This is a genomic window from Mycobacterium sp. 852014-52144_SCH5372336, from assembly GCF_001665615.1.
GTDB lineage: Bacteria > Actinomycetota > Actinomycetes > Mycobacteriales > Mycobacteriaceae > Mycobacterium > Mycobacterium neumannii_A.
This window is the reverse complement of sequence record NZ_LZSW01000047.1, coordinates 146,973-169,603: the sequence shown is the minus strand read 5'-3', so window position 1 is coordinate 169,603 and position 22,631 is coordinate 146,973. Positions and strand designations below refer to the sequence as shown.

The 22,631-nt window shown below is 66.7% G+C and carries 28 protein-coding genes; 15 read left to right on the top strand and 13 right to left on the bottom strand.

Annotated features, from left to right (window positions below):
• Nucleotides 1–119: 119 nt before the first annotated feature.
• Nucleotides 120–1,079, bottom strand: a complete 960-nt coding sequence (gene sigB, locus A5759_RS11470) for a sigma-70 family RNA polymerase sigma factor SigB (protein ID WP_064426032.1) — start codon at nucleotides 1,077–1,079, stop codon at nucleotides 120–122.
• A 147-nt stretch (nucleotides 1,080–1,226) separates the two neighbouring features.
• Nucleotides 1,227–1,628, bottom strand: coding sequence for a DUF3099 domain-containing protein (locus A5759_RS11465; RefSeq protein ID WP_156616892.1), 402 nt, complete (start codon nucleotides 1,626–1,628; stop codon nucleotides 1,227–1,229).
• A 66-nt stretch (nucleotides 1,629–1,694) separates the two neighbouring features.
• Between A5759_RS11465 and A5759_RS11460 the strand changes: the two genes are divergently transcribed.
• Nucleotides 1,695–1,931 carry a DUF3039 domain-containing protein gene (locus A5759_RS11460; RefSeq protein ID WP_064350987.1) on the top strand — a complete coding sequence of 79 codons (237 nt, stop codon included), beginning with the start codon at nucleotides 1,695–1,697 and terminating at the stop codon, nucleotides 1,929–1,931.
• Here A5759_RS11460 and A5759_RS11455 read toward each other — a convergent pair.
• Nucleotides 1,921–2,937: a YihY/virulence factor BrkB family protein gene (locus tag A5759_RS11455; protein ID WP_068197507.1), complete on the bottom strand. Its 1,017-nt coding sequence runs from the start codon at nucleotides 2,935–2,937 to the stop codon at nucleotides 1,921–1,923. The two genes, A5759_RS11460 and A5759_RS11455, sit on opposite strands and share 11 nt — an antisense overlap.
• 64 nt (nucleotides 2,938–3,001) lie before the next feature.
• Nucleotides 3,002–3,196, bottom strand: coding sequence for a hypothetical protein (locus tag A5759_RS11450; protein ID WP_066841426.1), 195 nt, complete (start codon nucleotides 3,194–3,196; stop codon nucleotides 3,002–3,004).
• A 130-nt stretch (nucleotides 3,197–3,326) separates the two neighbouring features.
• Here A5759_RS11450 and A5759_RS11445 point away from each other — a divergent pair, with 130 nt between their 5' ends.
• Together A5759_RS11445 and A5759_RS11440 are read left to right on the top strand one after the other, a co-directional pair.
• Nucleotides 3,327–3,686, top strand: coding sequence for a DUF952 domain-containing protein (locus A5759_RS11445; protein ID WP_068197504.1), 360 nt, complete (start codon nucleotides 3,327–3,329; stop codon nucleotides 3,684–3,686).
• Between the two features lie 108 nt (nucleotides 3,687–3,794).
• Nucleotides 3,795–4,577, top strand: a complete 783-nt coding sequence (locus tag A5759_RS11440; protein ID WP_068197501.1) for a hypothetical protein — start codon at nucleotides 3,795–3,797, stop codon at nucleotides 4,575–4,577.
• Nucleotides 4,578–4,589: 12 nt separating this feature from the next.
• On the opposite strand, the gene A5759_RS11435 is transcribed toward A5759_RS11440, so the two are convergent.
• Nucleotides 4,590–5,654 (bottom strand): methyltransferase, encoded by a 1,065-nt coding sequence (locus tag A5759_RS11435; RefSeq protein WP_082962107.1) that lies wholly within the window; start codon nucleotides 5,652–5,654, stop codon nucleotides 4,590–4,592.
• A gap of 249 nt (nucleotides 5,655–5,903) precedes the next feature.
• On the opposite strand from A5759_RS11435, the gene A5759_RS11430 reads away from it, so the two are divergent.
• Nucleotides 5,904–6,386 (top strand): hypothetical protein, encoded by a 483-nt coding sequence (locus A5759_RS11430; RefSeq protein WP_156616891.1) that lies wholly within the window; start codon nucleotides 5,904–5,906, stop codon nucleotides 6,384–6,386.
• A gap of 164 nt (nucleotides 6,387–6,550) precedes the next feature.
• Nucleotides 6,551–7,114 (top strand): hypothetical protein, encoded by a 564-nt coding sequence (locus A5759_RS11425; RefSeq protein WP_068197495.1) that lies wholly within the window; start codon nucleotides 6,551–6,553, stop codon nucleotides 7,112–7,114.
• A gap of 115 nt (nucleotides 7,115–7,229) precedes the next feature.
• Here the strand turns inward: A5759_RS11425 and A5759_RS11420 are convergent, their stop codons facing one another.
• Nucleotides 7,230–8,726 carry an RNA polymerase sigma factor gene (locus A5759_RS11420; protein ID WP_068198270.1) on the bottom strand — a complete coding sequence of 499 codons (1,497 nt, stop codon included), beginning with the start codon at nucleotides 8,724–8,726 and terminating at the stop codon, nucleotides 7,230–7,232.
• Between the two features lie 172 nt (nucleotides 8,727–8,898).
• Nucleotides 8,899–9,705, bottom strand: coding sequence for a polyphosphate--glucose phosphotransferase (gene ppgK / locus A5759_RS11415; protein ID WP_066841420.1), 807 nt, complete (start codon nucleotides 9,703–9,705; stop codon nucleotides 8,899–8,901).
• 135 nt (nucleotides 9,706–9,840) lie between these two features.
• Here ppgK and A5759_RS11410 point away from each other — a divergent pair, with 135 nt between their 5' ends.
• A complete protein-coding gene (locus A5759_RS11410; protein ID WP_068197493.1) occupies nucleotides 9,841–10,689 on the top strand; it encodes an inositol monophosphatase family protein in 849 nt (282 codons plus the stop codon).
• A gap of 22 nt (nucleotides 10,690–10,711) precedes the next feature.
• Here the strand turns inward: A5759_RS11410 and cei are convergent, their stop codons facing one another.
• Complete coding sequence (gene cei / locus A5759_RS11405) at nucleotides 10,712–11,368, bottom strand: envelope integrity protein Cei (RefSeq protein ID WP_068197490.1); 657 nt, start codon at nucleotides 11,366–11,368, stop codon at nucleotides 10,712–10,714.
• A 165-nt stretch (nucleotides 11,369–11,533) separates the two neighbouring features.
• On the opposite strand from cei, the gene A5759_RS11400 reads away from it, so the two are divergent.
• The gene (locus A5759_RS11400; protein ID WP_064350907.1) at nucleotides 11,534–11,836 is read left to right on the top strand and encodes a DUF4193 domain-containing protein; all 303 of its coding nucleotides are present in this window, start codon (nucleotides 11,534–11,536) and stop codon (nucleotides 11,834–11,836) included.
• 17 nt (nucleotides 11,837–11,853) lie between these two features.
• On the opposite strand, the gene A5759_RS11395 is transcribed toward A5759_RS11400, so the two are convergent.
• Nucleotides 11,854–12,330 (bottom strand): DUF3093 domain-containing protein, encoded by a 477-nt coding sequence (locus tag A5759_RS11395; RefSeq protein ID WP_064395303.1) that lies wholly within the window; start codon nucleotides 12,328–12,330, stop codon nucleotides 11,854–11,856.
• A 25-nt stretch (nucleotides 12,331–12,355) separates the two neighbouring features.
• Here A5759_RS11395 and dut point away from each other — a divergent pair, with 25 nt between their 5' ends.
• Together dut and A5759_RS11385 are read left to right on the top strand one after the other, a co-directional pair.
• Complete coding sequence (gene dut / locus A5759_RS11390; protein ID WP_068197487.1) at nucleotides 12,356–12,820, top strand: dUTP diphosphatase; 465 nt, start codon at nucleotides 12,356–12,358, stop codon at nucleotides 12,818–12,820.
• Between the two features lies 1 nt (nucleotide 12,821).
• Nucleotides 12,822–13,598 (top strand): DUF3710 domain-containing protein, encoded by a 777-nt coding sequence (locus A5759_RS11385; protein ID WP_068197483.1) that lies wholly within the window; start codon nucleotides 12,822–12,824, stop codon nucleotides 13,596–13,598.
• Between the two features lie 57 nt (nucleotides 13,599–13,655).
• Here A5759_RS11385 and A5759_RS11380 read toward each other — a convergent pair whose 3' ends face one another.
• A complete protein-coding gene (locus A5759_RS11380; RefSeq protein WP_068197481.1) occupies nucleotides 13,656–14,381 on the bottom strand; it encodes a serine aminopeptidase domain-containing protein in 726 nt (241 codons plus the stop codon).
• Between the two features lie 135 nt (nucleotides 14,382–14,516).
• Here A5759_RS11380 and A5759_RS11375 point away from each other — a divergent pair, with 135 nt between their 5' ends.
• Nucleotides 14,517–14,888, top strand: a complete 372-nt coding sequence (locus tag A5759_RS11375; RefSeq protein ID WP_064395307.1) for an OB-fold nucleic acid binding domain-containing protein — start codon at nucleotides 14,517–14,519, stop codon at nucleotides 14,886–14,888.
• Entirely contained in the window at nucleotides 14,885–15,568 is a 684-nt protein-coding gene (locus A5759_RS11370) for a DUF3159 domain-containing protein (protein WP_068197478.1), read from the top strand. The genes A5759_RS11375 and A5759_RS11370 overlap by 4 nt, the downstream gene beginning before the upstream one ends.
• Nucleotides 15,569–15,570: 2 nt before the next feature.
• Here A5759_RS11370 and A5759_RS11365 read toward each other — a convergent pair whose 3' ends face one another.
• Both A5759_RS11365 and A5759_RS11360 read right to left on the bottom strand, forming a co-directional pair.
• Nucleotides 15,571–16,236 carry a TrkA family potassium uptake protein gene (locus A5759_RS11365; protein ID WP_064395309.1) on the bottom strand — a complete coding sequence of 222 codons (666 nt, stop codon included), beginning with the start codon at nucleotides 16,234–16,236 and terminating at the stop codon, nucleotides 15,571–15,573.
• Nucleotides 16,233–16,904: a TrkA family potassium uptake protein gene (locus tag A5759_RS11360; protein WP_082962082.1), complete on the bottom strand. Its 672-nt coding sequence runs from the start codon at nucleotides 16,902–16,904 to the stop codon at nucleotides 16,233–16,235. The genes A5759_RS11365 and A5759_RS11360 overlap by 4 nt, the downstream gene beginning before the upstream one ends.
• Nucleotides 16,905–16,989: 85 nt before the next feature.
• On the opposite strand from A5759_RS11360, the gene A5759_RS11355 reads away from it, so the two are divergent.
• Genes A5759_RS11355 through A5759_RS11345 form a run of 3 tightly spaced genes read left to right on the top strand, consistent with a single transcriptional unit; the run spans nucleotide 16,990 to nucleotide 20,699 of the window.
• Nucleotides 16,990–18,984 (top strand): APC family permease, encoded by a 1,995-nt coding sequence (locus A5759_RS11355; RefSeq protein ID WP_068197475.1) that lies wholly within the window; start codon nucleotides 16,990–16,992, stop codon nucleotides 18,982–18,984.
• 26 nt (nucleotides 18,985–19,010) lie between these two features.
• Nucleotides 19,011–20,201: a class I SAM-dependent RNA methyltransferase gene (locus A5759_RS11350; protein ID WP_082962105.1), complete on the top strand. Its 1,191-nt coding sequence runs from the start codon at nucleotides 19,011–19,013 to the stop codon at nucleotides 20,199–20,201.
• Nucleotides 20,202–20,219: 18 nt separating this feature from the next.
• Nucleotides 20,220–20,699, top strand: a complete 480-nt coding sequence (locus A5759_RS11345; protein ID WP_068197470.1) for an MSMEG_6728 family protein — start codon at nucleotides 20,220–20,222, stop codon at nucleotides 20,697–20,699.
• Nucleotides 20,700–20,701: 2 nt separating this feature from the next.
• On the opposite strand, the gene A5759_RS11340 is transcribed toward A5759_RS11345, so the two are convergent.
• Nucleotides 20,702–21,163: a hypothetical protein gene (locus A5759_RS11340; protein ID WP_066841410.1), complete on the bottom strand. Its 462-nt coding sequence runs from the start codon at nucleotides 21,161–21,163 to the stop codon at nucleotides 20,702–20,704.
• Nucleotides 21,164–21,291: 128 nt separating this feature from the next.
• On the opposite strand from A5759_RS11340, the gene nhaA reads away from it, so the two are divergent.
• Nucleotides 21,292–22,620 (top strand): Na+/H+ antiporter NhaA, encoded by a 1,329-nt coding sequence (gene nhaA / locus A5759_RS11335; RefSeq protein ID WP_068197467.1) that lies wholly within the window; start codon nucleotides 21,292–21,294, stop codon nucleotides 22,618–22,620.
• Nucleotides 22,621–22,631 lie beyond the last annotated feature (11 nt).

Below are 22,631 nucleotides of genomic sequence, written 5' to 3'. Positions count from 1 at the left end.
GTCAGAGGTCGAGTCTACCGGCTAAAGGGCCTGAACTGCGTTGTTACGTCTGCGACACCGGCACATGCTGATACGACACGTCCCCGCCGGTCGAAGCGGCGGGGATCGTGTCGGGGGGTCTAACTTGCGTACGAGCGGAGGCGGTCCGCACGTTCGCCGTTGCGGAGCTTGGCCATGACCTCGCGCTCGATCTGGCGCACCCGCTCGCGGGAGAGCCCGAACAGCTTGCCGATCTGGTCGAGGGTGCGGGGCTGACCGTCGTCGAGGCCGAACCGCAGCCGGATCACCTGCTGCTCGCGCTCGTCGAGCGTGGCCAGCACGTGCCGGATGTCGGTGTGCAGCAGTTCGGAGATCACCGCGTTCTCAGCCGACATTGCCTCAGCGTCCTCGATGAAGTCGCCCAGCGGCGCTTCCTCGTCGCTGCCCACCGGCATATCGAGGCTCACCGGGTCGCGGCTGTGCTCGAGCAGATCGGTGATCTTCTCCACCGGGATCCCGGACTCGGCGGCCAGTTCCTCATCGGTGGCTTCACGGCCGAGGTTCTGGTGCATCTCGCGCTTGATCCGAGCCAGCTTGTTGACCTGCTCGACGAGGTGCACCGGCAGCCGGATCGTGCGGCTCTGGTCGGCCATGCCGCGGGTGATCGCCTGACGGATCCACCACGTGGCGTACGTCGAGAACTTGAATCCCTTGGCGTAGTCGAACTTTTCCATCGCCCGGATCAGGCCCAGGTTGCCTTCCTGGATCAGGTCGAGCAGCGGCATGCCGCGACCGGTGTAGCGCTTCGCCAGCGAAACGACAAGGCGCAGGTTGGCTTCGAGAAGGTGCCTACGCGCGGCCTCACCGTCGCGGACCACGGCAGCAAGATCACGTTTGCGGTTCTCGCCCAAGCGCTTCCGCGTGTCGAGCAGGTGCTTGGCGTAGAGCCCTGCCTCGATGCGCTTTGCGAGTTCCACCTCATCGGCGGCGTTGAGCAAGGCAGTTTTGCCAATACCATTGAGATACACGCGTACGAGGTCAGCCGCTGGACTCTGGGCGTCCAGGTCCCGGTCGACGCGGATGGTGCTGGCATTTGCCATGACGGCCTCCTGATCAAGTCGAACTGTCATGAGCTACAACGCCCACGAGGTCCAAAGAGTTCCCAGCCCTTGGCTGGTTCACACCTTCTGATCAGCGGTTTCTCGGACCCGACCTGAGAATGTCCTTAGAAAAGGGATAGAAGCGTCTCAGCTGGGAACATCGCCATGCGAGCCACGCCCCTCGGGTTGCGGTGGCGCGACGGTGCGCTGCTCGAGTGCCGGCCGTTCGCCGGTCGGCACCTCGGAGGAGTGACGGCGGTTGTCGAACCGGCGCGGCTCCTCTGGACGCCGCGGCGGACGGTCGTTGGCGATGAGCACGGCGATCCACGGCAAGGGAATCGAGCCGACGAGAATCGCCAACGAGATCAGGCCGTTGTGCCAGATGCCATAGGCAATGGCGGCCAGTACGAGCGCCGGTATACGAAACGACATGAGCGTCAAGTACTTGCGAACCCGTTGGCGGTGCTGTTCCTCGTAGGCGGGGGCGGCGCGAGTGATCAGGACGGGCCGGCCATCGTCGTCGAAACTCAGCTCGGGGCTTTGTTTCATACCTTCACTGTCCCACATTGTGGCTCCGCTGTACGGGTCGGTTTTCTTACGGGCAAAATGGTTGTCATGCAAACCCAGACGATCGAGCGCACCGACACCGACGAACGCGTCGACGACGGGACTGACAGCGATACCCCGAAGTTCTTCCACTATGTCAAGAAGGACAAGATCGCCGAGAGCGCGGTGATGGGCACCCACGTCGTCGCGCTGTGCGGCGAGGTGTTTCCGGTGACGAAGTCGGCCAAGCCCGGGTCACCGGTGTGCCCGGAGTGCAAGCGCATCTACGAGAAACTCAAGAAGTAGCCCGCTCGGCCGTCGCTCCCGCGGCTCCTGCCGGGGACACCGGAGCGGCTGTCGGTGCTTCTTCGGCCGCGACGCCGTTGAGTGACTCGGCTTTTCCCTTCAACCACCAACCGAACCGCTTGGCGTGCGTGTCGGCCGCCGGCCACTCCTCCTGGACCGCGGCGTTGAGCTCGGCGCCGATCATGATCGCGAATCCGAGGAAGAACGCGAACAACAAGAAGGCGATCGGCGTCGCCAACGCGCCGTAGGTGTAGCCGGTCGCGGTGATCCACGTCAGGTAGAAGCGCAGACCGAACGTCGCCAACAGGAACACCGTCGTGGCCAGGATCGAGCCCAGCAGTAACCGGTGCGACGGTAACGGCTTGGGCAGCGAGACCCGGTAGAGCACGTTGACGGACACGACCAGCGCCAGTATCAGCACCGGGTAGTAGCCGAACCGCAGAACGTGATCCCAGCTGTCCGGGATGTACGTGGCGATCTTGCGAGGCCCCAACGCGATGAACGGGGCCGCGAGGATCGCGCCGACCAACATCACGACGTAGAGGCCGAGCGCGTAAAACCGCTGACGGACCGGATGGCGTAGCGGCGTCTGGTCGTGCGCCTCGGTGATCGAGTCGACGAATGCCGAGATTGCCGACGATCCGGCCCACAGCGAGATGACGAAGCCCAGCGAGACCACCTCACCGCGGGCGCCCTTGACGATGTCGCGGACCGTCGGCTCGATGATCTCGGTCACCACATTGGTGGAGAAGAACCGCGCAGCCGTGTCGACGATCTGGGTCTCGATCATCGGAAGCGTGTCGGGTCCGAACACCGGAGCGATGTAGGCCAGGCTACCGAGCATCCCCAACAGCAGCGGGGGAAGCGACAACGCCGACCAGAAGGCGGCCTGCGCGGACTCCGAGAAAATCGAGTCATCCCAGCTCTTGGACAAGGTGCGCCCCACGATGTGGCGGATGTGGTGGCGCGACGGCTTCGTCGGCAGCGGCCGGGGCTGGTCATTCATGACCAGTCCAGCATTACTGACGAAGTGTGATCCTGCCCAGAGCGGCTCTCAGCCGTGTCGGACGCTATGCCTCCACCGGGCTGACTTCGAGGACGGCAGCCGACTCGATCAGCTTGGCCTCGTGCTCATTGGCGTGGTGCTGGCAGAAGAGCAACTCGGCTCCCGACGGGAGCTTCGCGCGCACCCGTGCCGCGGCGCCGCAACGATCGCAGCGGTCAGCCCGGGTCAGTGGGGGACTGGTGAGCGTTGCGTTCGTCATTGCGGACCTCCGTACTGTCGCGTGCATCTACTGTCTCAGACGTTTTGGCTTTCGGCGTTGTTCCCAAAGGCTCTACCGGTGTGTCGTGTCTCACCGTTACCTCGAGTTGCCGGCGCGGCAGGCTGGCTATATGAGCCCACGGCGCAGCGTACTGGTCCACCTGTGTAGCAAAGACGAATGGCAGTCTGCTCAAGCACGCGGCGAGCATTGTCCCGCTTCGTTGACCGCGAGCGGCTTCGTGCATCTGTCGACACCCGAGCAGGTGCACCTTCCGGCCAACCGGCTCTACGCCGGTCGTACCGACCTGGTGCTGCTGCACATCGACGCCGCACGACTGTCCTCTCCGGTTCGCTGGGAACCCGGTGTGCCCGCTGATCCCGTGGGAATGGAGTTCCCACATCTCTACGGCCCTTTGCCAATCAAAGCTGTGATCCGCGTCACGTCTTATCTGCCGGACTCCGAGGGCCGGTTCGCTCCGCCGGCGCCCTGACCGACCGCTCCCTCGTAGGCCGATCCGGAGGCCGTGTGCGCCGCTCTCGCATCGCCTCAAACTAGATCACTTCCACGCGCGGGAGGGGTCTACGTACACTTACAAATCGTGGGCATTTTGTTAGGTCTGGCACCGTGGATCGTCTACTGGGTGCTCGTCGGTAATGTTCCGTTCATCGTCGCGGCCCTGATCGCTCTGGCGGTCGCGCTTGGCGCATTCACGCTGGGGCAGATGCGCGGCGGTCCCGGCCGGATACTCGAAATCGGCGCAGTAGCAACGTTTTTGATTTTGACGGTACTCACATTCGCGCTCGACGAATCGTTTTCGGAACGGTGGATGCTGCCGCTGAGCAACGCCGGCATCTTGCTCGTGGCGCTCACCGGTGTGCTGATCGGCAAGCCGTTCGTTCGGGAGTTCGCCGAGGCCGGCCAGCAGCCCCACGTCGTCAAGAGCGACCTGTTCGCCCGCGTCACCTCTGCGCTGACGTGGATCTGGGTGGCGGTGTTCGGCGGCATGACGCTGTCGTCGGTGATCCCGCCGATCGTCGACCGCGACGCGACAATCCATGACACCGAATCGCCGCTGTCGTTCCTGTGCTACTGGGTGATCCCGTCCGTGTTGTTGGCAGGCGCGGCGTTCGCGACGCGGGTGTTGCCGGACCGCATCGCCGCCGGTGCGGACGACATCGTCCGCAAGACGTCGTTCGTCGCATTCGCCGAAGCCGAGATCGACCAGTTGATCTACCTGGCCACCGAGCATGCCAACCGGGAGGTGGGCCCCGGCAAGGAGGCCTACGACATCAAGATCGGAAGCAAGGGAATTCCGTTGACCGGCGACGAGACGCGCGAATCGTGGCCCTCGACCTACAAGGTGCGCGACAAGAAGCGGTGACTCGCGGCCGCGCTAGATCGGCGTTGCTTCCACGATCGATATCGGTGTGACGGTGTCGACGACGCGGTCGAGCCGGAAACCTGCGTCGCGCAAGAGTTCTGCGTAGTCGGCGCGGGTACGTTCTCTGCCGCCCACGGTGACGAGCATCTCCAGGTCGAGTTGGAATCCGATGAACGCAGTCGCCTGTTGGGGCAGAACCATTTCCAGGAGGAGCAGTTTGCCGTGCGGTGCGATCGCGGTGCGGACGTTGCGCAGGATCGTCAGCGACGTGGCGTCGTCCCAGTCGTGGATGATGTTCTTCAGCATGTAGGCGTCACCGCCTTCGGGCACCCTCTCCAGAAACGAACCGCCTTCTGCCGTGCATCGGTCCGCCACTCCGGCGGCCTTGAATGTGGTTGCGGCGTCGGTCACCACAGAGGGCAGGTCGTACACGATGCCGTGGGCGCCCGGCGCTCGGTTCAGAATCGTCGACAGCAGCAGGCCGTGGCCGCCACCGACGTCCACGATCAGTTTGAAAGCGCTGAAATCGTATTGGCTGAGCGCTATTTCGTTGGTGATGCCGCTTGTCGCGGTCATCGCTTTGTTGAACACCTGGGCCAGTTCGGGATCGGTTTCCAAGTAGTCGAAATACGGCATCCCACGCAGCTTGATGACTGACGGTTCGCCGGTCTGCACCGAATGCAGCAGGCTGCCCCAGTCCTCCCAGCGGGCCTGGTGGCCGATGAACAGCACCATGTCGCGCATCGACTCCGGGTGATCGGAGCGCAAGGCTTCTCCGACTTTCGTCAGGCTGAAGGTGTCGTCGCGGCGATGGTTGAGCAGACCTTTGGACGTCAGCGCCCGCATCAGCCGGTATAGGGCGTCGGGGTCGGCGCCCACCCGGTCGGCGATGTCTGCGGCGCGCGCCGGTCCGTTCGCGAGTTCGTCGGCGACACCGAGTTTCGCGGCGACGTACATCGTCTGCGTTGTCCAGGCACCGGTCGCCATCTCGAGGATGGCGACACTGGCGGGCACCGTCGAGCGATGAACGGATTGCAGAGCCGCCCGCACTCGGTCGACGACGCGGACCACAGGCATGGGAGGAACCTTCGCGGGCTTATTCGGCACGGCGCGAAACACTACAGGTTCGTTGTTACAGCTGGTTTGCTGCCCGGGAATTGGCGCGATCGCGGCGCGGCGAGTGTCGGTTCGACGCACGCTCGAATGCGAGATCGCGTTGAACAAACCCGACACTCGCGGGCGCTTTTGTTGACCGTAAATCGAGTCAGCGGCGATCCCTTGCGAGGCATACTGCCTAAGACGCGAGCCGGACACGAAGGAGTGCCAATGGGAAGCAGGGGGGTGACCGCGGCGGCGTCCGTCCTCGCGGCAGGCATGGTCGCGGTGGGGCTTGCGGCCCCCGCGTACGGCGTCGACCAGATCACGGCCAACGCGGTCGGCACGTACGACGCCGTCTATGAGTGGGGAACCAGGACGTGGGTGGTCACACCTTGCGATGGCGATGCCTTCCAGTGTGTGTACGTCACCCAGTACCACGCCGACGACGTCGAGCGGAAGTCGCCGTCATGGAGCGGGAACGCGTATTGGCAGGTCGGCTGGTGGATCATGAGGGGAGTGCTGGACCGCAACGCGGTCACGTGCGAGGACGGCTCGCAACACGACCTGGTCATGAACTACTCGTGGGACGCCGCGAGCGGGAAGGCGATCCGGTCCTTTCACGACCCTGGCCTGTGCGGTGAGGCCGGTAACGGTGCCAACGAATTCACGCTGAACAGGATCGGACCGCCACCGCCACCGCCACCGGCGTAGGCACTAGTACAGGCGGTCGCACAGTAGGGGCCGCACGGTGTACGGCCGAACCCTTTTCGCGCGGGTCGTGAAGCATCAGCGGGCGCATTGAGAGTCTGTTGAGGACATCGCCCGATTCTCTTCTCAACCACAGACACGCTGTGGCTCCAAGAAAAGGGACTCCGATGACCGATAGCCCGTCCACGAAGACCGCAGCCTCCATCACCACCGTCGGCGCGATCAAGAAACTCGCCGCCGGCGCCACCATCGCGGGGGCCCTGGGACTGGCTGCGCTCGGCGTGGCTGGCACCGCGGCCGCTGCACCTGCCCACGACTCCGAGCAACACGCCGGCACATCGTCGTCCGAGCACGCCGGCACATCACCGTCGGAGCAGCACGCCGGCACATCGTCGTCCGAGCACGCCGGCACGTCATCGTCGGAGCAGCACGCCGCACCCGCCTCCCCGGCCAATGACTCCGAGGTCCACGCCCACCTGATTCCGGGGGTCAAGCTTGATCCCACGCCGGCCGGTGACTCCGTTGTCCACGCCCACCTGATTCCGGGGGTCAAGCTTGATCCGACGTCGGCCGGCGATTCCGCGGTCCACGCCCAGATAACTCCGGGATTCACGCCGCAGCCGACCCAAACCGCCACATCCCACCCGGCTCTCGGCGAGCACAGCCCCTTCGCCGGTCCTTTTCCCGACATGGACCCCATCTGCGGCTGCCGCGAGGTGATTGACGAATGAAGGTCGGCAGTTAGAACGCGTGAGGGCAGGTGTTCCTATGGGACACCTGCCCTTAGCCCGATTTCAGATCGGACGCCGAAGCGGTGAACCTGCAGTTCAGGAACCGAAGTGTTGCTCAGTCCAAGTAGTCGCGCAGAACCTGAGAACGGCTCGGGTGGCGCAACTTTGACATGGTCTTCGACTCGATCTGGCGGATGCGCTCGCGCGTCACCCCGTACACCTGACCGATCTCGTCGAGCGTGCGCGGCTGTCCGTCGGTGAGCCCGAACCGCAGCCGCACCACGCCGGCTTCACGCTCGGACAGCGTCTCCAGCACCGACTGCAGCTGATCCTGCAGCAGCGTGAACGACACCGCGTCCACGGCCACGACGGCCTCGGAATCCTCGATGAAATCGCCCAGCTGCGAATCGCCCTCGTCGCCGATGGTCTGGTCCAGCGAGATCGGCTCACGGGCGTACTGCTGGATCTCCAGCACCTTCTCCGGCGTGATGTCCATCTCCTTGGCCAGCTCTTCGGGAGTGGGCTCGCGGCCCAGGTCCTGGAGTAGCTCACGCTGGATGCGGCCGAGCTTGTTGATCACCTCGACCATATGCACGGGGATGCGGATGGTGCGGGCCTGGTCGGCCATCGCGCGGGTGATCGCCTGGCGGATCCACCAGGTGGCATAGGTGGAGAACTTGTAGCCCTTGGTGTAGTCGAACTTCTCGACGGCGCGGATCAGGCCCAGGTTGCCTTCCTGGATGAGGTCGAGGAACGCCATGCCGCGACCCGTGTAACGCTTGGCCAGCGATACCACCAGACGCAGGTTCGCTTCCAACAGATGGTTTTTCGCGCGGTCGCCGTCGCGGCAGATCCACATCATGTCGCGGCGCTGCGCGGCGGGCAGCTTCTCACCCTTCTCGGCGAGTTCGGCCATCAACTGAGTCGCGTACAACCCGGCCTCGATGCGCTTGGCGAGCTCGACCTCTTCCTCGGCGTTGAGCAGCGCGACCTTGCCGATCTGCTTGAGGTAGGCGCGCACCGAGTCGGCCGATGCGGTCAGTTCGGCGTCCTTACGGGCCTGCCGGAGCGCCTCGGATTCCTCTTCGTCCCAGACGAAGTCGCCGGATGCCTTGTCCTTCTCCGACGGCTCGGCGATCTCGTCGTCCTCCGCGACAGGCTCGGCGTCGGCTTCCGCGGCGGGCGCATCGCCCTCGGCGGCCTCTGCACTCTCCTCGGCGGGTTCCTCCTCGACCTCGAGATCCGCCAGGTCGATATCGGTGTCTTCGACCGCGAGGTCCTCGCCGGGCTCGGCCTCGATGTCGTCGGTCTCGAGGTCGTCGGCCTCGGCGTCGACCTTGGTGTTGTCGGGCTCGGCGGCGGTGGCCTTCTTGGCGCGACCGCGGGGTGCGGCGGTCTTGGCGGCCTTCGAAGCCTTGGCCGGTGCCTTGCCTGTCGTGCTTGCCTTGGCTGCGGTCTTGGCGGGCGCCTTGGTGGCGCGGGTCTTGGCGGCCTTCTTGGCCGGCGCCGTCCCGTTAGCCGACTTCGCCGCGGTCTTCTTGGCGGGGGCGGTTTTGGTAGCGGTGCGCTTCACCGGCTCATCGGTTGCCGGGCTTGCCTTTGTCGCTGCCACGTACACCCTTTCCTTGTGCTACCTCATCACGGGCAGGGTAAGCCCCATCGATGAGCGTCGGCTGTCGAATAATGGCGGTTGATAATCGTCGCTATCCAGGCTGCGGCCGCCGTCGACCATTGTAACGACAGTGTGCGAGAACGCCGCCTCCAGCGGCAAATCCCGGGCGTGGCTACTTGGCGGTAGCTGTGACGTCCACCTCAGCAGCCATCGCGGCGCCTACGATGCCCGCCGTGTTCTGCAGAGCCGCGGCCACCACCGGCGTCCGGTTCTTGAGCAGCGGAATCCATTTATCGGCCTTGCGGCTGATGCCGCCGCCGGCGATGAACAGGTCCGGCCAGATCGCGTTTTCGACCGCTACCAGCACCTTCGTTACCTCGACGGTCCAGCGCTCGTAGTTCCAGCCCTTGCGTTCCTTCACCGACGACGCGGCGCGATGCTCGGCTTCCTTGCCGCCGACCTCGAGATGACCGAACTCGGTGTTGGGCAGCAGCGCGCCGTTGTGGATCACGGCCGAACCGATTCCGGTGCCGAAGGTCAGCAGCACGATCACGCCGGTGTTGTCCCGGCCCGCGCCGAACTTCTCCTCGGCCAGCCCGGCGGCGTCGGCGTCGTTGAGAACCGTCACCGGCTGTCCGTCGAGCGCGTTGCTGTAGAACTCGCTGGCGTTGCTACCGATCCATTCCTTGTCGACGTTGGCCGCGGTGCGCACGATTCCCTCGGTGACCACGCCGGGGTAGGTGACGCCGACCTTCTCGGTCCAGCCGAATTCCCGGACCACGGCCGCGACCGTCTTGCTGACCGCCTCGGGAGTCGCGGGCTGGGGGGTCGCCAGCTTGAATCGCTCGCCGATCAACTGGCCGGTGTTCAGGTCGACGATTCCGCCCTTGACGCCGCTGCCACCGACGTCGATTCCGAATCCGCGCCGCTGGCTCCCGTTGACGCTCTGGGTGACGGGTGGTGAATTGGTCGCGGTCATGAGCGCTCCTCTACTCCGGGCAGGCGTGCCGCAGCCACGTCATGCGCCCCACACCTTAGTGGTTCGAAAGTGGCTGCGCGGGCCTGTCGGAGACAGTCGGCGACAACGACGACCGAAACGTGCTGCGATGGGTGCATGCCCGACAACGACGCCGATCCCGTCCTGCTGCGCTCGGTCGCCGAGCAGCTGGCCACCGAAGCGGCCGCCTTCGTACGGCAGCGCCGTGCAGAGGTTTTCGGCGCCCCCGGCTCGTCGACAGACGATTCAGGGCTGCGAACCAAGAGCTCGCCCACCGACCCCGTTACCGTCGTCGACACCGAAACCGAGCGACTGATCCGCGACCGGCTGGCAGAGCTGCGGCCCGGTGAGCATGTGCTCGGCGAAGAGGAGGGCGGAACCCCCGCACACGGGGACGACCTCACCTGGGTGCTCGATCCGATCGACGGCACGGTCAACTTCGTCTACGGACTGGAGGCCTATGCGGTGTCGGTGGCCGTGCAACGCGGCGGCAGATCGGTGGCCGGTGCGGTCGCCAATGTGCCCGCCGGCGCGGTGTACTCGGCTGCGCTCGGCCACGGCGCCTCTCTGCGCGACGCCGACGGCACCGCATCGCTGCACACCAGCGGCGCCGACGATCTGTCAATGTCGTTGTTAGGTACGGGTTTTTCGTATGACCGCGAACAGCGGGCCCGGCAGGCCGCGGTGTTGACGCGGGTCCTCCCCGAAGTGCGCGACGTGCGCCGGATCGGATCGTGCGCACTGGACCTGTGCATGGTGGCGGCGGGTCAACTGGACGCCTACTACGAGGACGGCGTCCACCTGTGGGATTGGGCGGCCGGAGCGCTGATCGCCGCCGAGGCCGGGGCGACGCTGCAGTTGCCGCAGGGCAGCGGGGCGACGGGCGGTCCGGGGTTCATCACGGCCGCCGCACCGGGCGTCGCGGCCGCCCTGGACGACGTACTGCGCGGCGCGGGCGCACCGTAGAAAGCGGCTGCGCGATCGCGGCTCAGCAGGTCCCCGAGTGGATCTTCGACAGCAGCGACGAGTCGGACGCCTGCGTGGCGTCGGGGCGCAGGCTCGCCAGCACCGCCTCGATGTCGTCGCTGCTGCTCAACTCCGTGAACTCTGTGCCGAGAGCCAGATCGACGCTGTCGTCGCCGCGCTCGTCCTGAAAAAGTTCGGTGCACGGCGCCACCAGCCACACCGCGGCGGCCGCGGCCCGTCCGGCTTCGCCGAACCGGATTTGACCCTGGCAGTCCAGCCGCGCGGTCGCGTAGATCGGATCGTTCGCCGCGGTCGGTTCGGCGAAGCCGAGGTCCTTCAGCGCGCTGGCCACCTCGGCGGCCTGACCACCCTGACCGCTGGCGTTGAGGACCCTGATCTTTGTGTCGGCGAGGCGGGCGGGGCTCACGTCGACCATGTCGGCGCGCGACACCTGCTCACCCAGCGTCGGAGCGGAGGCGTTGGGATCACTGGGCGCAGGCGGCGGATTGCACACGGCGGCCTCCGGCACGTCGGCGGGGCGGTTCAGGGCGATGACCCACACCATCAACGTCACCACCGAGAGGGCGACGAACAACAGGATGGCGGGCAGAAAGTTCCGCCGCCGGAAGGGGCGACCGTGTTCGTCGAACGCGGTTCCCTCTGTGATTTGCGCGACCACGCCTGCACTCTAAAGCCCCTGTTCTTGCGTTCCGCGCATGGTACGAGGCCTTCTGTGACATAAATCACAGTGCAACGGGTACTCATACGGGCACGAATCGTTTGGCGGATGCGTTCGACGCTGGTACAAAGCTCTGCTGCACAAGGTTTATTCGGAGGGGACACGATGGCTACCGATTACGACGCCCCACGGCGCACCGAGACCGATGACGTCTCGGAAGATTCGCTCGAAGAGTTGAAGGCGCGGCGTAACGAGGCCCAGTCGGCGGTCGTCGACGTCGACGAGTCGGAGTCCGCCGAGTCCTTCGAATTGCCCGGCGCCGATCTGTCCGGCGAAGAGCTGTCAGTACGCGTGGTCCCCAAGCAAGCCGACGAGTTCACCTGCTCGAGCTGCTTCCTTGTCCACCACCGCAGCCGTCTGGCCAGCGAGAAGAACGGCATGATGATCTGTTCGGACTGCGCTGCCTGACAGCGCTGCCGAACGGTTCAACTGTTCAGCGCCGCCAGCACCCTCTCCGGCTGACGGCAACTGACCAGCCAATACGGCGTCGGATCGTCCGGATCGTCGAGCACCACCAGAACCATCGGGCCCACCCATGCCCGATGAACGACGTAGGCGGCCGGATCCAGTTGGCGCCCCAGCGCCGCGGACTTCGCGCTGCGCGGCACCTTGGCCGACCGGGTGATCACGTTGGCGGGCAGATGCGCGGGACCAGCCCACAGCTCGGTGCCGCCGGGCCCGCTGACGACCCGCACCTCCGTACGGCCCAGCCATAACAAGACGACGGCGGCGACAGGCAACAGCACTGCGTACGGCAACCATTCGGGTATGCCGGGAATGCCCATGTTGATCTCGAGCGCGATGAGCGCCGCGAGACCCAGACCGGGCGGCCACCACCACCACGGCACCCAGAGCCGCTCGCGGTAGCGAACGGATTGCGTCGTGGCGCGCGTGTCGGACACGCGGCCAAGAGTAATCTCTGACGTCGTGCCCACTTCTCTGGCGGTCGTGCGCCTCGATCCTGATCTGCCGATGCCCAGCCGCGCCCATGACGGCGATGCGGGCGTCGACCTCTTCAGCGCGCTCGACGTCGAACTGGCGCCCGGTGAACGCGCGCTGGTTCCGACGGGTATCGCCGTGGCGATCCCGCACGGGATGGTCGGACTGGTGCATCCCCGCTCGGGTTTGGCTGCCCGCGTGGGGCTTTCGATCGTCAACAGCCCGGGCACCATCGACGCCGGCTACCGCGGCGAGATCAAGGTTTCGCTGATCAACCTCGATCCGCAGGATCCGATCGTCGTGAACCGCGGGGACCGCATCGCTCAGTTGCTGGTCCAGCGGGTAGAACTGCCCGAGCTGGTCGAGGTCACGTCTTTCGACGAGGCTGGTCTTGGTGAAAGCACCCGTGGCGTAGGTGGCCACGGTTCCTCCGGCGGACATGCGAGTTTGTGAAATGGCATTCGGTAAACGCAAAGACAACGAGATCGGTGACGTCGACGATGTCGCCGGGCAGGCGACGGGCGACGCGGTCGACGACCAACTGGAAGGCCCGTTCGACATCGAGGACTTCGACGACGCCGAGACGGCCGCCGCCGGCCGGCTGGATCTGGGCTCGGTCCTGATCCCCTTGCCCGCGGGTGGTCAGGTCCAGGTCGAGCTGACGCCGCAGGGCGTGCCCAGCGCGATATGGGTCGTCACTCCACACGGCCGGTTCACCGTCGCCGCGTACGCCGCCCCCAAGAGCAGCGGCCTGTGGCGCGAGATCGCCGGAGAGCTCGCCGACTCGTTGCGCAAGGACGGCGCCCAGGTGTCGATCAAAGACGGGCCGTGGGGCCGCGAGGTCGTCGGCGTGGCCGCCGCGCAGCAGGGCCAGGCAGCGCAGCAGGGGCAACCCGGCGTGGTGCGCTTCATCGGCGTCGACGGTTACCGCTGGATGATCCGCTGCGTCGTCAACGGCCCGCAGGAACACATCGACACACTGGCCGCCGAAGCGCGAGAAGCATTGGCCGACACCGTTGTTCGTCGCGGAGAGACTCCGTTGCCGGTGCGCACGCCGCTGGCGGTGGAGCTGCCGGAGCCGATGGCGAACCAGCTGCGCGAGGCCGCCGCGGCTCAGCAGGCCGCACAGCAGGCGCAACAAGGCCAGCCGCCCGGTCAGCAGGCACCGGTCGCGCGCCGCAGTGAACAAGGGTCGGCGATGCAGCAGTTGCGGACAATCACCGGCGGCTGAATCGCCGTATTGCCTTAAGGGGTTGCTTCCACGCACCAGGTGCGTGCTATCCACCGGTTAACGCGTGTCACGCCTGACCCCGCCGCAGGCCTCCAGCAGGGCGGCCACGCACGCGGCTCCCAACACCGCCGGGTCGGCGCCGAATTCGTCGAGCGTGACGGTCCGCAGCGCCGCCTGCGGTGCCGCGGTCACCCATTCGGCGGCCACCTCGATCGGATGCACGGGATCGTCGCTGGCGGCCGCGACGCCCAGCGGCACGGCCAATCGCGCTAATTCGGCGCGGGTGGGTGCGACGTAGTTCGCCGCCTCCTCCATCGCCTCCGGCAGGGCCGGCCATTGCCCGAGCCACGACCGGGTCAGCTCATCGCCCAGCCACCGCGGGCTCGACGCCCGCATCGCCGCGCTGGTGGCCGCGAGCCCGTCGCGGCGCAGCAGTTCGGCGGAGTGCCGCGCGGCGGCCGCCGCGGGTGCGTGCTGCGGGGAGCCGCTCCACGCCGGAAGTGCCGCGAGCACCGCAACCGTCCGGCCCGGATGCGCCAGCGCCCACGCCGTGGCGACCGCCGCGCCGATCGACACGCCGCCGACGGCGATGGGTCCGCTGCGCGCGGCGTCGTCGAGCGCGTCCCGGTAGCCGGCGACGAGCCGGTGCGGCTGAGGCGCCGGTGTGACGAGCGTCGCACCCTGCTCGTACAAAGCGGCGGAAAACGCCCGGTAGACGAAGTCGTCGTCCGATCCGGTGCCCGGTAGCAGCACCGTCGTGACGCCGCGCAGAGAGACCGTCATGACCTGATCGTGCCTTGGTCGAAATGCGCCCGGCGTGGCGAGGTGACCCCACGTGGCATCTCGTAACTCACAGGGTTAACGTGGCGATTACTTGGGTAGGTCCAAGGTGCATCTGCGGATAGGTCAGGAGAGGCCATGGCAACGGCCGAAGGGTATCTGCGCCGGCTCACGCGACGGTTGACAGACGACCCCGAGCAACTCGACGTCGAAGAGCTCAGCGACGAAGCCGCCTCGACCGGCGCCCAGAGAGCGATCGACTGCGAACGCGGTCAGGAAGTGACGATGATCGGCACCCTGCGCAGCGTCGAATGCAACGGCAAGGCATGCGCCGGTGGCGTGAAGGCCGAGCTGTTTGACGGCACCGATTCGGTGATGCTGGTCTGGCTCGGTCAGCGCCGCATCCCGGGTATCGAGTCGGGCCGCACCCTCAAGGTGCACGGCCGCGTCGGCAAGCTCGACAACGGCGCCAAGGCCATCTACAACCCGCACTACGAGATCCAGAAGTGAGCGACCCCGGAACCGAACCGGGGCAGCCGAAAACCCAGCAGTCGACGAAGGCCAACGCCGTCCTCGACCAGATGGGCGGGGTCAGCGGTCTGATCTACTCGACGTTGCCGGTCGTGGCGTTCGTTCCGATCTCCCAGACCGTCGGGCTCATCCCCGCGATCGTCGCCGCGCTCGGCGTGGCCGGCATCATCCTCGCGTGGCGGCTGGCGCGACGCGAGTCCGCCCAGCCCGCGATCTCCGGCTTCTTCGGTGTCGGCATCTGCGCGTTGATCGCCTACGTGATGGGAGAGTCGAAAGGCTACTTTCTGCTTGGTATTTGGACATCGCTGTTCTGGGCGGCGGTGTTCACGGTGTCGGTGGTGGTCCGCAGGCCCGTCGTCGGTTATGTCTGGGGTTGGGTCAACGGACACGGCCGGGACTGGCGCGGGGTACGCAGGGCGGTGACGGCGTTCGACGTCGCGACACTGTTCTGGGCGGCGGTGTTCGCCTCCCGCTTCATCGTTCAGCGGCATCTCTACGACGCCGACCAGACCGGCTGGCTGGGTGTCGCGCGAATCTCGATGGGCTGGCCGTTGACGGCGGTCGCGGCGGTGGTGACCTATCTGGCGATCCGGACCGCGCAGAAAGCCATCAACGCGCGCGAGTCCTCCGACGAAGCCAACGCCCCGACCGGAGGCTGAATTCAGCGCAGCTGCGGGTGCAGCAACAGGTCCTGCAACTGGTCTTCGGCCTCGGCGACGGCCACGAACAGCAACTCGTCACCACCCTCGAGCGGTTCGTCCGACTCGGGCACGATCACCCGCGGGCCACGCAGGATCGCCACCAGCGTGCAGTCGCGGGGCAGTTCGAGGCGCTTGACCGGCTTGCCGCCCCACGGGGTGTCGTCGGGCAGCGTGATCTCGACGAGGTTGGCCTGCCCCTTGCGGAACTCCATCAGCCGCACCAGGTCGCCGACCGCCACCGCCTCCTCCACGAGGGAGGCCAGCATCCGCGGCGTCGACACCGCCACGTCGACGCCCCAGCTCTCGTCGAACAACCACTCGTTGCGCGGGTCGTTGACGCGGGCGACCACCCGCGGCACGGCGAACTCGGTCTTGGCCAGGAGGCTGACCACGACGTTGACCTTGTCGTCGCCGGTGGCCGCGATCACCACGTCGAACTGCTCGAGTTGGACGGATTCGAGCAGGGTCAGCTCGCAGGCGTCGCCCAGCCGCCACTGCGCCGAAGGTATCGCGTCGACGTCGATGTGGTCGGGATTGCGTTCCAGCAGCGTCACTTCGTGGGTGTCGACCAGCTCACGGGCGATGGACCGGCCGACGGCGCCGGCCCCGGCGATGGCGACCTTCATCCGTCGAGGTCCTCGCTCGGCGGTAGCGCCGCAATGGCCAGAGCCTCGGCGATATGGCCGGCGATCGCGGCCATGAACACCTGGTCGCTGGCCTGGATGACGGTCTTCGCATCGGGCAGCAATCCGGCACCGAACCGGATCAGGAACGCCACCCGGCCGCCGGTGGCGGTCTCGAGGTCGGTGATGCGGCGGCCCACCCACGCCTCGTGCAGCGCCAGTTCGGTGACACCGACATTGCCGGTGGGGTCGCGCCACTTGGTGGTTTCGGTCTCGCGGGTCAGCACGTTGAGCAGACGGTCGGTCGTCCACGGCACGGTGGCCACCGTCGGGATGCCCAGCCGTTCGTAGACCGCGGCGCGCTTGGCGTCGTAAATCCGGGCGACCACACGCTCGACACCGAAGGTCTCGCGGGCGACCCGCGCGGAGATGATGTTGGAGTTGTCACCCGAGGACACCGCGGCGAACGCGCCGGCTTCTTCGATGCCCGCCCGCAGCAGCACGTCGCGGTCGAAGCCCATGCCGAGCACCCGCTCCCCGTTGAACTCGGGTGAGAGCCGGTGAAATGCCGTGCCGTCGCGGTCGATGACCGCGACGTCGTGGCCGATCCGGGAGAGGCTGTCCGAGAGCAACGCGCCGACCCGGCCGCAGCCCATCACCACTACACGCACTCCACGGTCCTTCCTGTCGAACCCGTGCAGTCGAACGCTACAGCTTTCCGACGGGCAATTGCTGCTGGGCTTAGTCTTGGCACTCGTGTCCAAGCTATCCAGGTTCGCGCGGCGGGTGGTCCTCGGCAGGCCGTTTCGCAGCGACAGGATTTCGCACACTCTGCTGCCGAAGCGGATAGCCCTTCCCGTCTTCGCCTCAGACGCCCTGTCGTCGGTGGCCTACGCGCCCGAAGAAATCTTTCTGGTGCTCTCGGTCGCCGGCCTGGCCGCCTATTCGATGACGCCGTGGATCGGGCTGGCGGTGGCCGGGGTCATGGTGATCGTCATCGCCAGCTACCGGCAGAACGTGCATGCCTACCCGTCCGGGGGCGGGGATTACGAGGTCGTGACCACCAACCTCGGACCCACTGCCGGCCTGACCGTGGCGAGCGCGCTACTGGTCGACTACGTGCTCACCGTCGCGGTGTCGATGTCCTCGGCGATGTCGAACATCGGCTCGGCCGTGCCGTTCGTGAACCATCACAAGGTGCTGTTCGCGGTGATCGCGATTTTGTTGGTGGCGGCGATCAACCTGCGCGGCATCCGAGAGTCCGGAACCGCTTTCGCCATCCCGACGTACGCGTTCATTGTCGGGATGTTCCTCATGCTCGGCTGGGGCTTCTTCCAGATCTATGCCCTCGGGGAACCGCTGCAGGCCGAATCGGCGGATTTCGAGATGCATTCCGAGCACGGGGAGATCGTCGGTTTCGCGCTGGTTTTCCTTGTGGCACGGGCGTTCTCGTCGGGCAGCGCTGCACTGACGGGTGTGGAGGCGGTCAGCAACGGGGTGCCGGCGTTCCGCAAGCCCAAGTCGCGCAACGCCGCGACCACCCTGGCGTTACTAGGCCTGTTCGCGGTCACCCTGTTCATGGGCATCATCATGTTGGCCAAGGAAACCGGCGTGAAGATCGCGGAGCGACCGCACGAACAGCTCGTCGGCGCCCCGGCGGACTACCACCAGAAGACGCTGATCGCGCAGTTGGCCGACGCGGTCTTCCACGACTTCAGCGTCGGGCTCTTCCTGATCGCCGGTGTGACGGCGCTGATTCTGTTGCTGGCTGCCAACACGGCGTTCAACGGGTTCCCCGTCCTCGGCGACATCCTGGCGCAGGATCGTTACCTGCCGCGCCAATTGCACACGCGCGGAGACAGGTTGGCATTCTCCAACGGCATCCTGTTCCTGGCGTTCGCCGCGATCGCGTTCGTCGTGGCTTTCCGCGCCGAGGTGACCGCGCTGATCCAGCTCTACATCGTCGGTGTCTTCGTAGCATTCACACTGAGCCAGATCGGCATGGTGCGGCACTGGACGCGGCTGCTGCGCACCGAAACCGAGCCGATGTTCCGGCGCAAGATGATGCGTTCCCGCGGGATCAACGCGATCGGCTGCGCCTGCACCGCCACTGTGCTGGTGATCGTGGTGGTGACGAAATTCCTTGCCGGAGCCTGGATTGCGATCCTGGCGATGGGGCTTCTCTTCGGGATCATGAAATTGATCCACCGGCACTACGACACGGTGGCACGCGAACTCGAGGAGCAGGCCGCCGCGGCGAGTGACATGGTGCTGCCCAGCCGCAACCACGCCATCGTGCTGGTTTCGAAACTGCATCTGCCCACGATGCGCGCGCTGGCCTATGCCAGGGCCATTCGCCCGGACACGCTGGAAGCCATCACGGTCAGCGTCGACGAAGGCGAGACTCGGGCTCTGATGGACAAGTGGGAGGACAGCGATATCAGCGTTCCGCTGAAGGTCGTCGCCTCGCCGTACCGCGAGGTCACCCGGCCGGTCCTCGATTACGTCAAGCGGATCAGCAGGGAGTCGCCGCGCACCGTCGTCACGGTGTTCATCCCTGAGTACGTCGTAGGCCACTGGTGGGAACAGCTGCTGCACAACCAGAGTGCGCTGCGGCTCAAGGGCCGCCTGCTGTTCGAACCGAACGTGATGGTGACATCGGTGCCGTGGCAACTGAGTTCCTCGGAGCGGCTCAAGACGCTTCAGCCGCAGTCGGCGCCCGGCGACGCGCGTAGGGGATTCCTGGAGTGACCGGTGTCGCGGCTGTGCCGTCGGAACTGACTGTGACCGCTGGGCCGCCCGCCAACGGTGGCAGCTGTGTGGCGCGCGACGACGGCCGCGTCGTGTTCGTCCGCTACGCGCTGCCCGGGGAGCGGGTCAGGGTCCGGGTCGTCGCCGATCGTGGCAAGTATCTGCACGCCGACACCGTCGAGGTCATCGAACCGTCGGCAGACCGTGTCGAATCGGTCTGCCCGATCGCGGGTGCGGACGGCGCCGGCTGCTGCGATATGGCGTTCGCCGAGCCTGCGGCGGTCCGCAGGCTCAAGGGCGCCGTCGTCGCCAACCAGTTGGCCCGATTGGGCGGGTACCACTGGCGCGACGAAGCCGACGTCGCCGCCGACCCGGTCGGTGACGTGGGCGCGACCGGGTGGCGGACTCGGGTGCGGTTGGACACCACCGCCGCAGGGGAACCCGGATTCCACCGGTTCCACAGCGCCGAGCTGATCACCGACTTGAACTGCGCGCAGCTGCCCGGCGGGATGGTCGACGGCCTGGCCGAGCGGACCTGGCCGCCCGGTGCGCATCTGCACGTGGCGATCGACGACGAGGGCACGCGCCACGTCGTGCAGTCCGGACCCAAATCCGGGCCCAGGGGCAGGGCCGCCACGCAGGTGATCGAGGGCGACTACGAAGCCGTCCAGCGGGTCGCGGGCCGGACGTGGCGGGTGCCCGTGACCGCCTTCTGGCAGTCGCATCGCGACGCGGCGCGGCTCTACAGCCAATTGGTGGCCGGCTGGGCGCAGCTGAGCCCCGGGATGACCGCGTGGGATTTGTACGGCGGAGCAGGGGTGTTCGCGGCCGTGCTCGCCGACGCGGTCGGGGAGACCGGCAAGGTCGTCACGGTGGACACCTCGCGAGGAGCGTCGCGAGCCGCGCGGGCCGCCCTTGGCGAAATGAAATGGGTGTCGGTGGTCACCGACTCGGTGCGCCGCGCCCTCACCGCGCAGCGGAAGCGGGCCGATGTCGCGGTGCTCGATCCGCCGCGGACCGGAGCCGGTCGCGAGGTGATTGACCTGCTGGGGGCCGCCGGGGTACCGCGTGTCATCCATATCGGTTGTGAGGCAGCGTCATTCGCGCGAGATGTCGGTCTCTACCGCGGACACGGATACACGGTCGAGGAGTTGCGGGTCTTCGATTCGTTTCCGCTCACCCACCACGTCGAGTGCGTCGCGGTGTTGAGCCGCTAAACGGGTATCCGGCGGAGGATGCAGACGTTTTTGCCCTGCCCGGGTTTCGACGACACCGCCCGCGTCCTCGACACGAAGCGGCTCGGCAAACAGCGGGTCGAGACCATCCAGGTGGTTCGCGCCCTGACCGTCCCGGGCTATGGCTGGCGCCATCACCCCGCAGCGGCGATGTGGGCCGGCTACGAGGAAGCCCTGGTCCGCTACGGGCTCGACATCTGCGCCGCATGGTGCCGGCTGGGCCACGCCGACACGTGTGCGACCACCATGGTCACCGACCTGACCCGCACCACCGGCATCGCCACCCCGCGTACCCAGGACGAGTTGGCCGCGGCGGGGGAGGTCCCGCCGTGGCTGGGCGATCCGGAGTTTCACCGCAGCCACCAGTCGGTGCTGGTGCGTAAGGACCCGCAGCACTACCGCACGTTCTTCCCCGATGTTCCCGACGACCTGGACTACGTCTGGCCGGGTTCCGACCGTCCCCGACGTATCGCGTTCTGACGTCAGCCGCTGAAGTACCGGGCCAGTCGGCGCTGGCGGTGCCCGAACAGCGCCCCGACAGCCGCCGCGATGACCGGCGTCAGCACTCGCAGCGGTGCCCGCAGTTCGAAGGTGAGCCGGTCGCGGACCACGGTCGACGCGTCGCCCGCCGGTTCGAGGGTGCGTTCGTGGCGCCACAGCCGCATGCTCAGCATCGTCGACTCCTCGTGGAAGCCGCGGCCCGGCCACAAGCCGGCGATCGTCAGGTTGTCGTAATCGAACGGCAGCACCCCGAACAACCGCATCCAGCAGCGGCCCACGGGCTCACCGACGGGGATCGTCTCGACGGTCAGGTCCTTCTTGCCGCGCGGCATCGACATGGTCATCCACGGCCGCAGTTCGTGGTTGATGCCCTCAGGCGTGACGATGCGCGCCCACACCTGCTCGATGGGTGCCCCGATGGTGCTCTGACGTTCGACGATCATTTCGGTCCAACGTAGGCCAACCGCCTGCCGCTGCGGTGCCTACATCGCGTTGATACGTTGAGCGACAGGGTGTGCCGGGAAGTCTGGTCGGCAATTGTCTTGTCGACCCCTACAGATCGGGACCCACCGTGACCGCCAACCCACTGCGCCGCTTCGGACGGCGGACGCTGTTCTCCCGCGGATCATGGTCCGAGACCAGCCGGGTGACCTCGATCCTGCGCCGGGAGACCGTCGGAGGCGCGATCCTGCTGGTGGCTGCGGCCGTCGCGCTCGGGTGGGCGAATTCGCCGTGGTCAGAGAGCTACTTCGCCCTGCGCGATCTGAAGGCCGGCGGCGAACCGTTCGGCCTGCACCTGGACCTCACGGTAGGCACCTGGGCGGCCGACGGATTGTTGGCCCTGTTCTTCTTCGTCGTCGGACTCGAGCTCAAACGCGAGTTCGTCGCAGGCGACCTGCGTGACCCCGCCCGCGCGGCGCTGCCCATCGCCGCCGCCGTCGGCGGAATGGTGGCGCCGGCCCTGATCTTTGTCGCGGTGACCGCTCATGTCGGTGACGGAGCCCTACGCGGCTGGGCGATCCCGACCGCGACCGACATCGCGTTCGCCGTCGCGGTGCTCGCGGTCATCTCCACGCACCTGCCCTCGGCACTGCGCACGTTCCTGTTGACCCTCGCTGTCGTCGACGATCTCCTCGCGGTGCTGGTGATCGCCGTCTTCTACACCGAAGGCATCAACTGGGTCGCGCTGTTGGCGGCCCTGGCGCCTCTGGCCCTTTTCGCGCTGTGCGTGCAGCGCCGCATCCGGTCGTGGTGGCTGTTGGTTCCGCTCGCGCTGGCCACCTGGGCGCTGATGCACGAGTCGGGCATCCACGCCACGGTGGCCGGTGTGCTACTCGGCTTCACCGTGCCTGTCGTGCGTTCGCAGGCGGCGGGCGGACCCGAGGCCGGGCCGGGGCTGGCCGAACACTTCGAACACCGCCTGCGCCCGCTGTCGGCGGGGTTCGCGGTCCCGGTGTTCGCGTTCTTCGCCGCCGGGGTGAGCATCGGCGGCTACACGGGGTTCGCCGAGGCGATGACCGACCCCATCACGCTGGGCATCGTGCTGGGTCTGGTGGTCGGAAAACCGGTCGGCATCTTCCTGACCACGCGGATCCTGGCGTCGGTCACCCGGGCCGATCTGGACGCCGCGGTCCGGTGGATCGACGTGCTCGGCATCGCCATGCTCGCGGGCATCGGATTCACCGTGTCCCTGCTCATCGGCGACCTCGCCTACGGCATCGGATCCGAACGTGACGAATTCGTGAAGATCGGGGTGCTGACCGGATCACTGGCCTCGGCTGCCATGGCCGCGGTGCTCTTAAGGCTGCGGAACAGGCAATATCGACAGATATACGAACAAGAAACCGCCGATTCCGACCACGACGGTGTGCCCGACATCTACCAAGCTCGACACGACTGACTACGACGGCC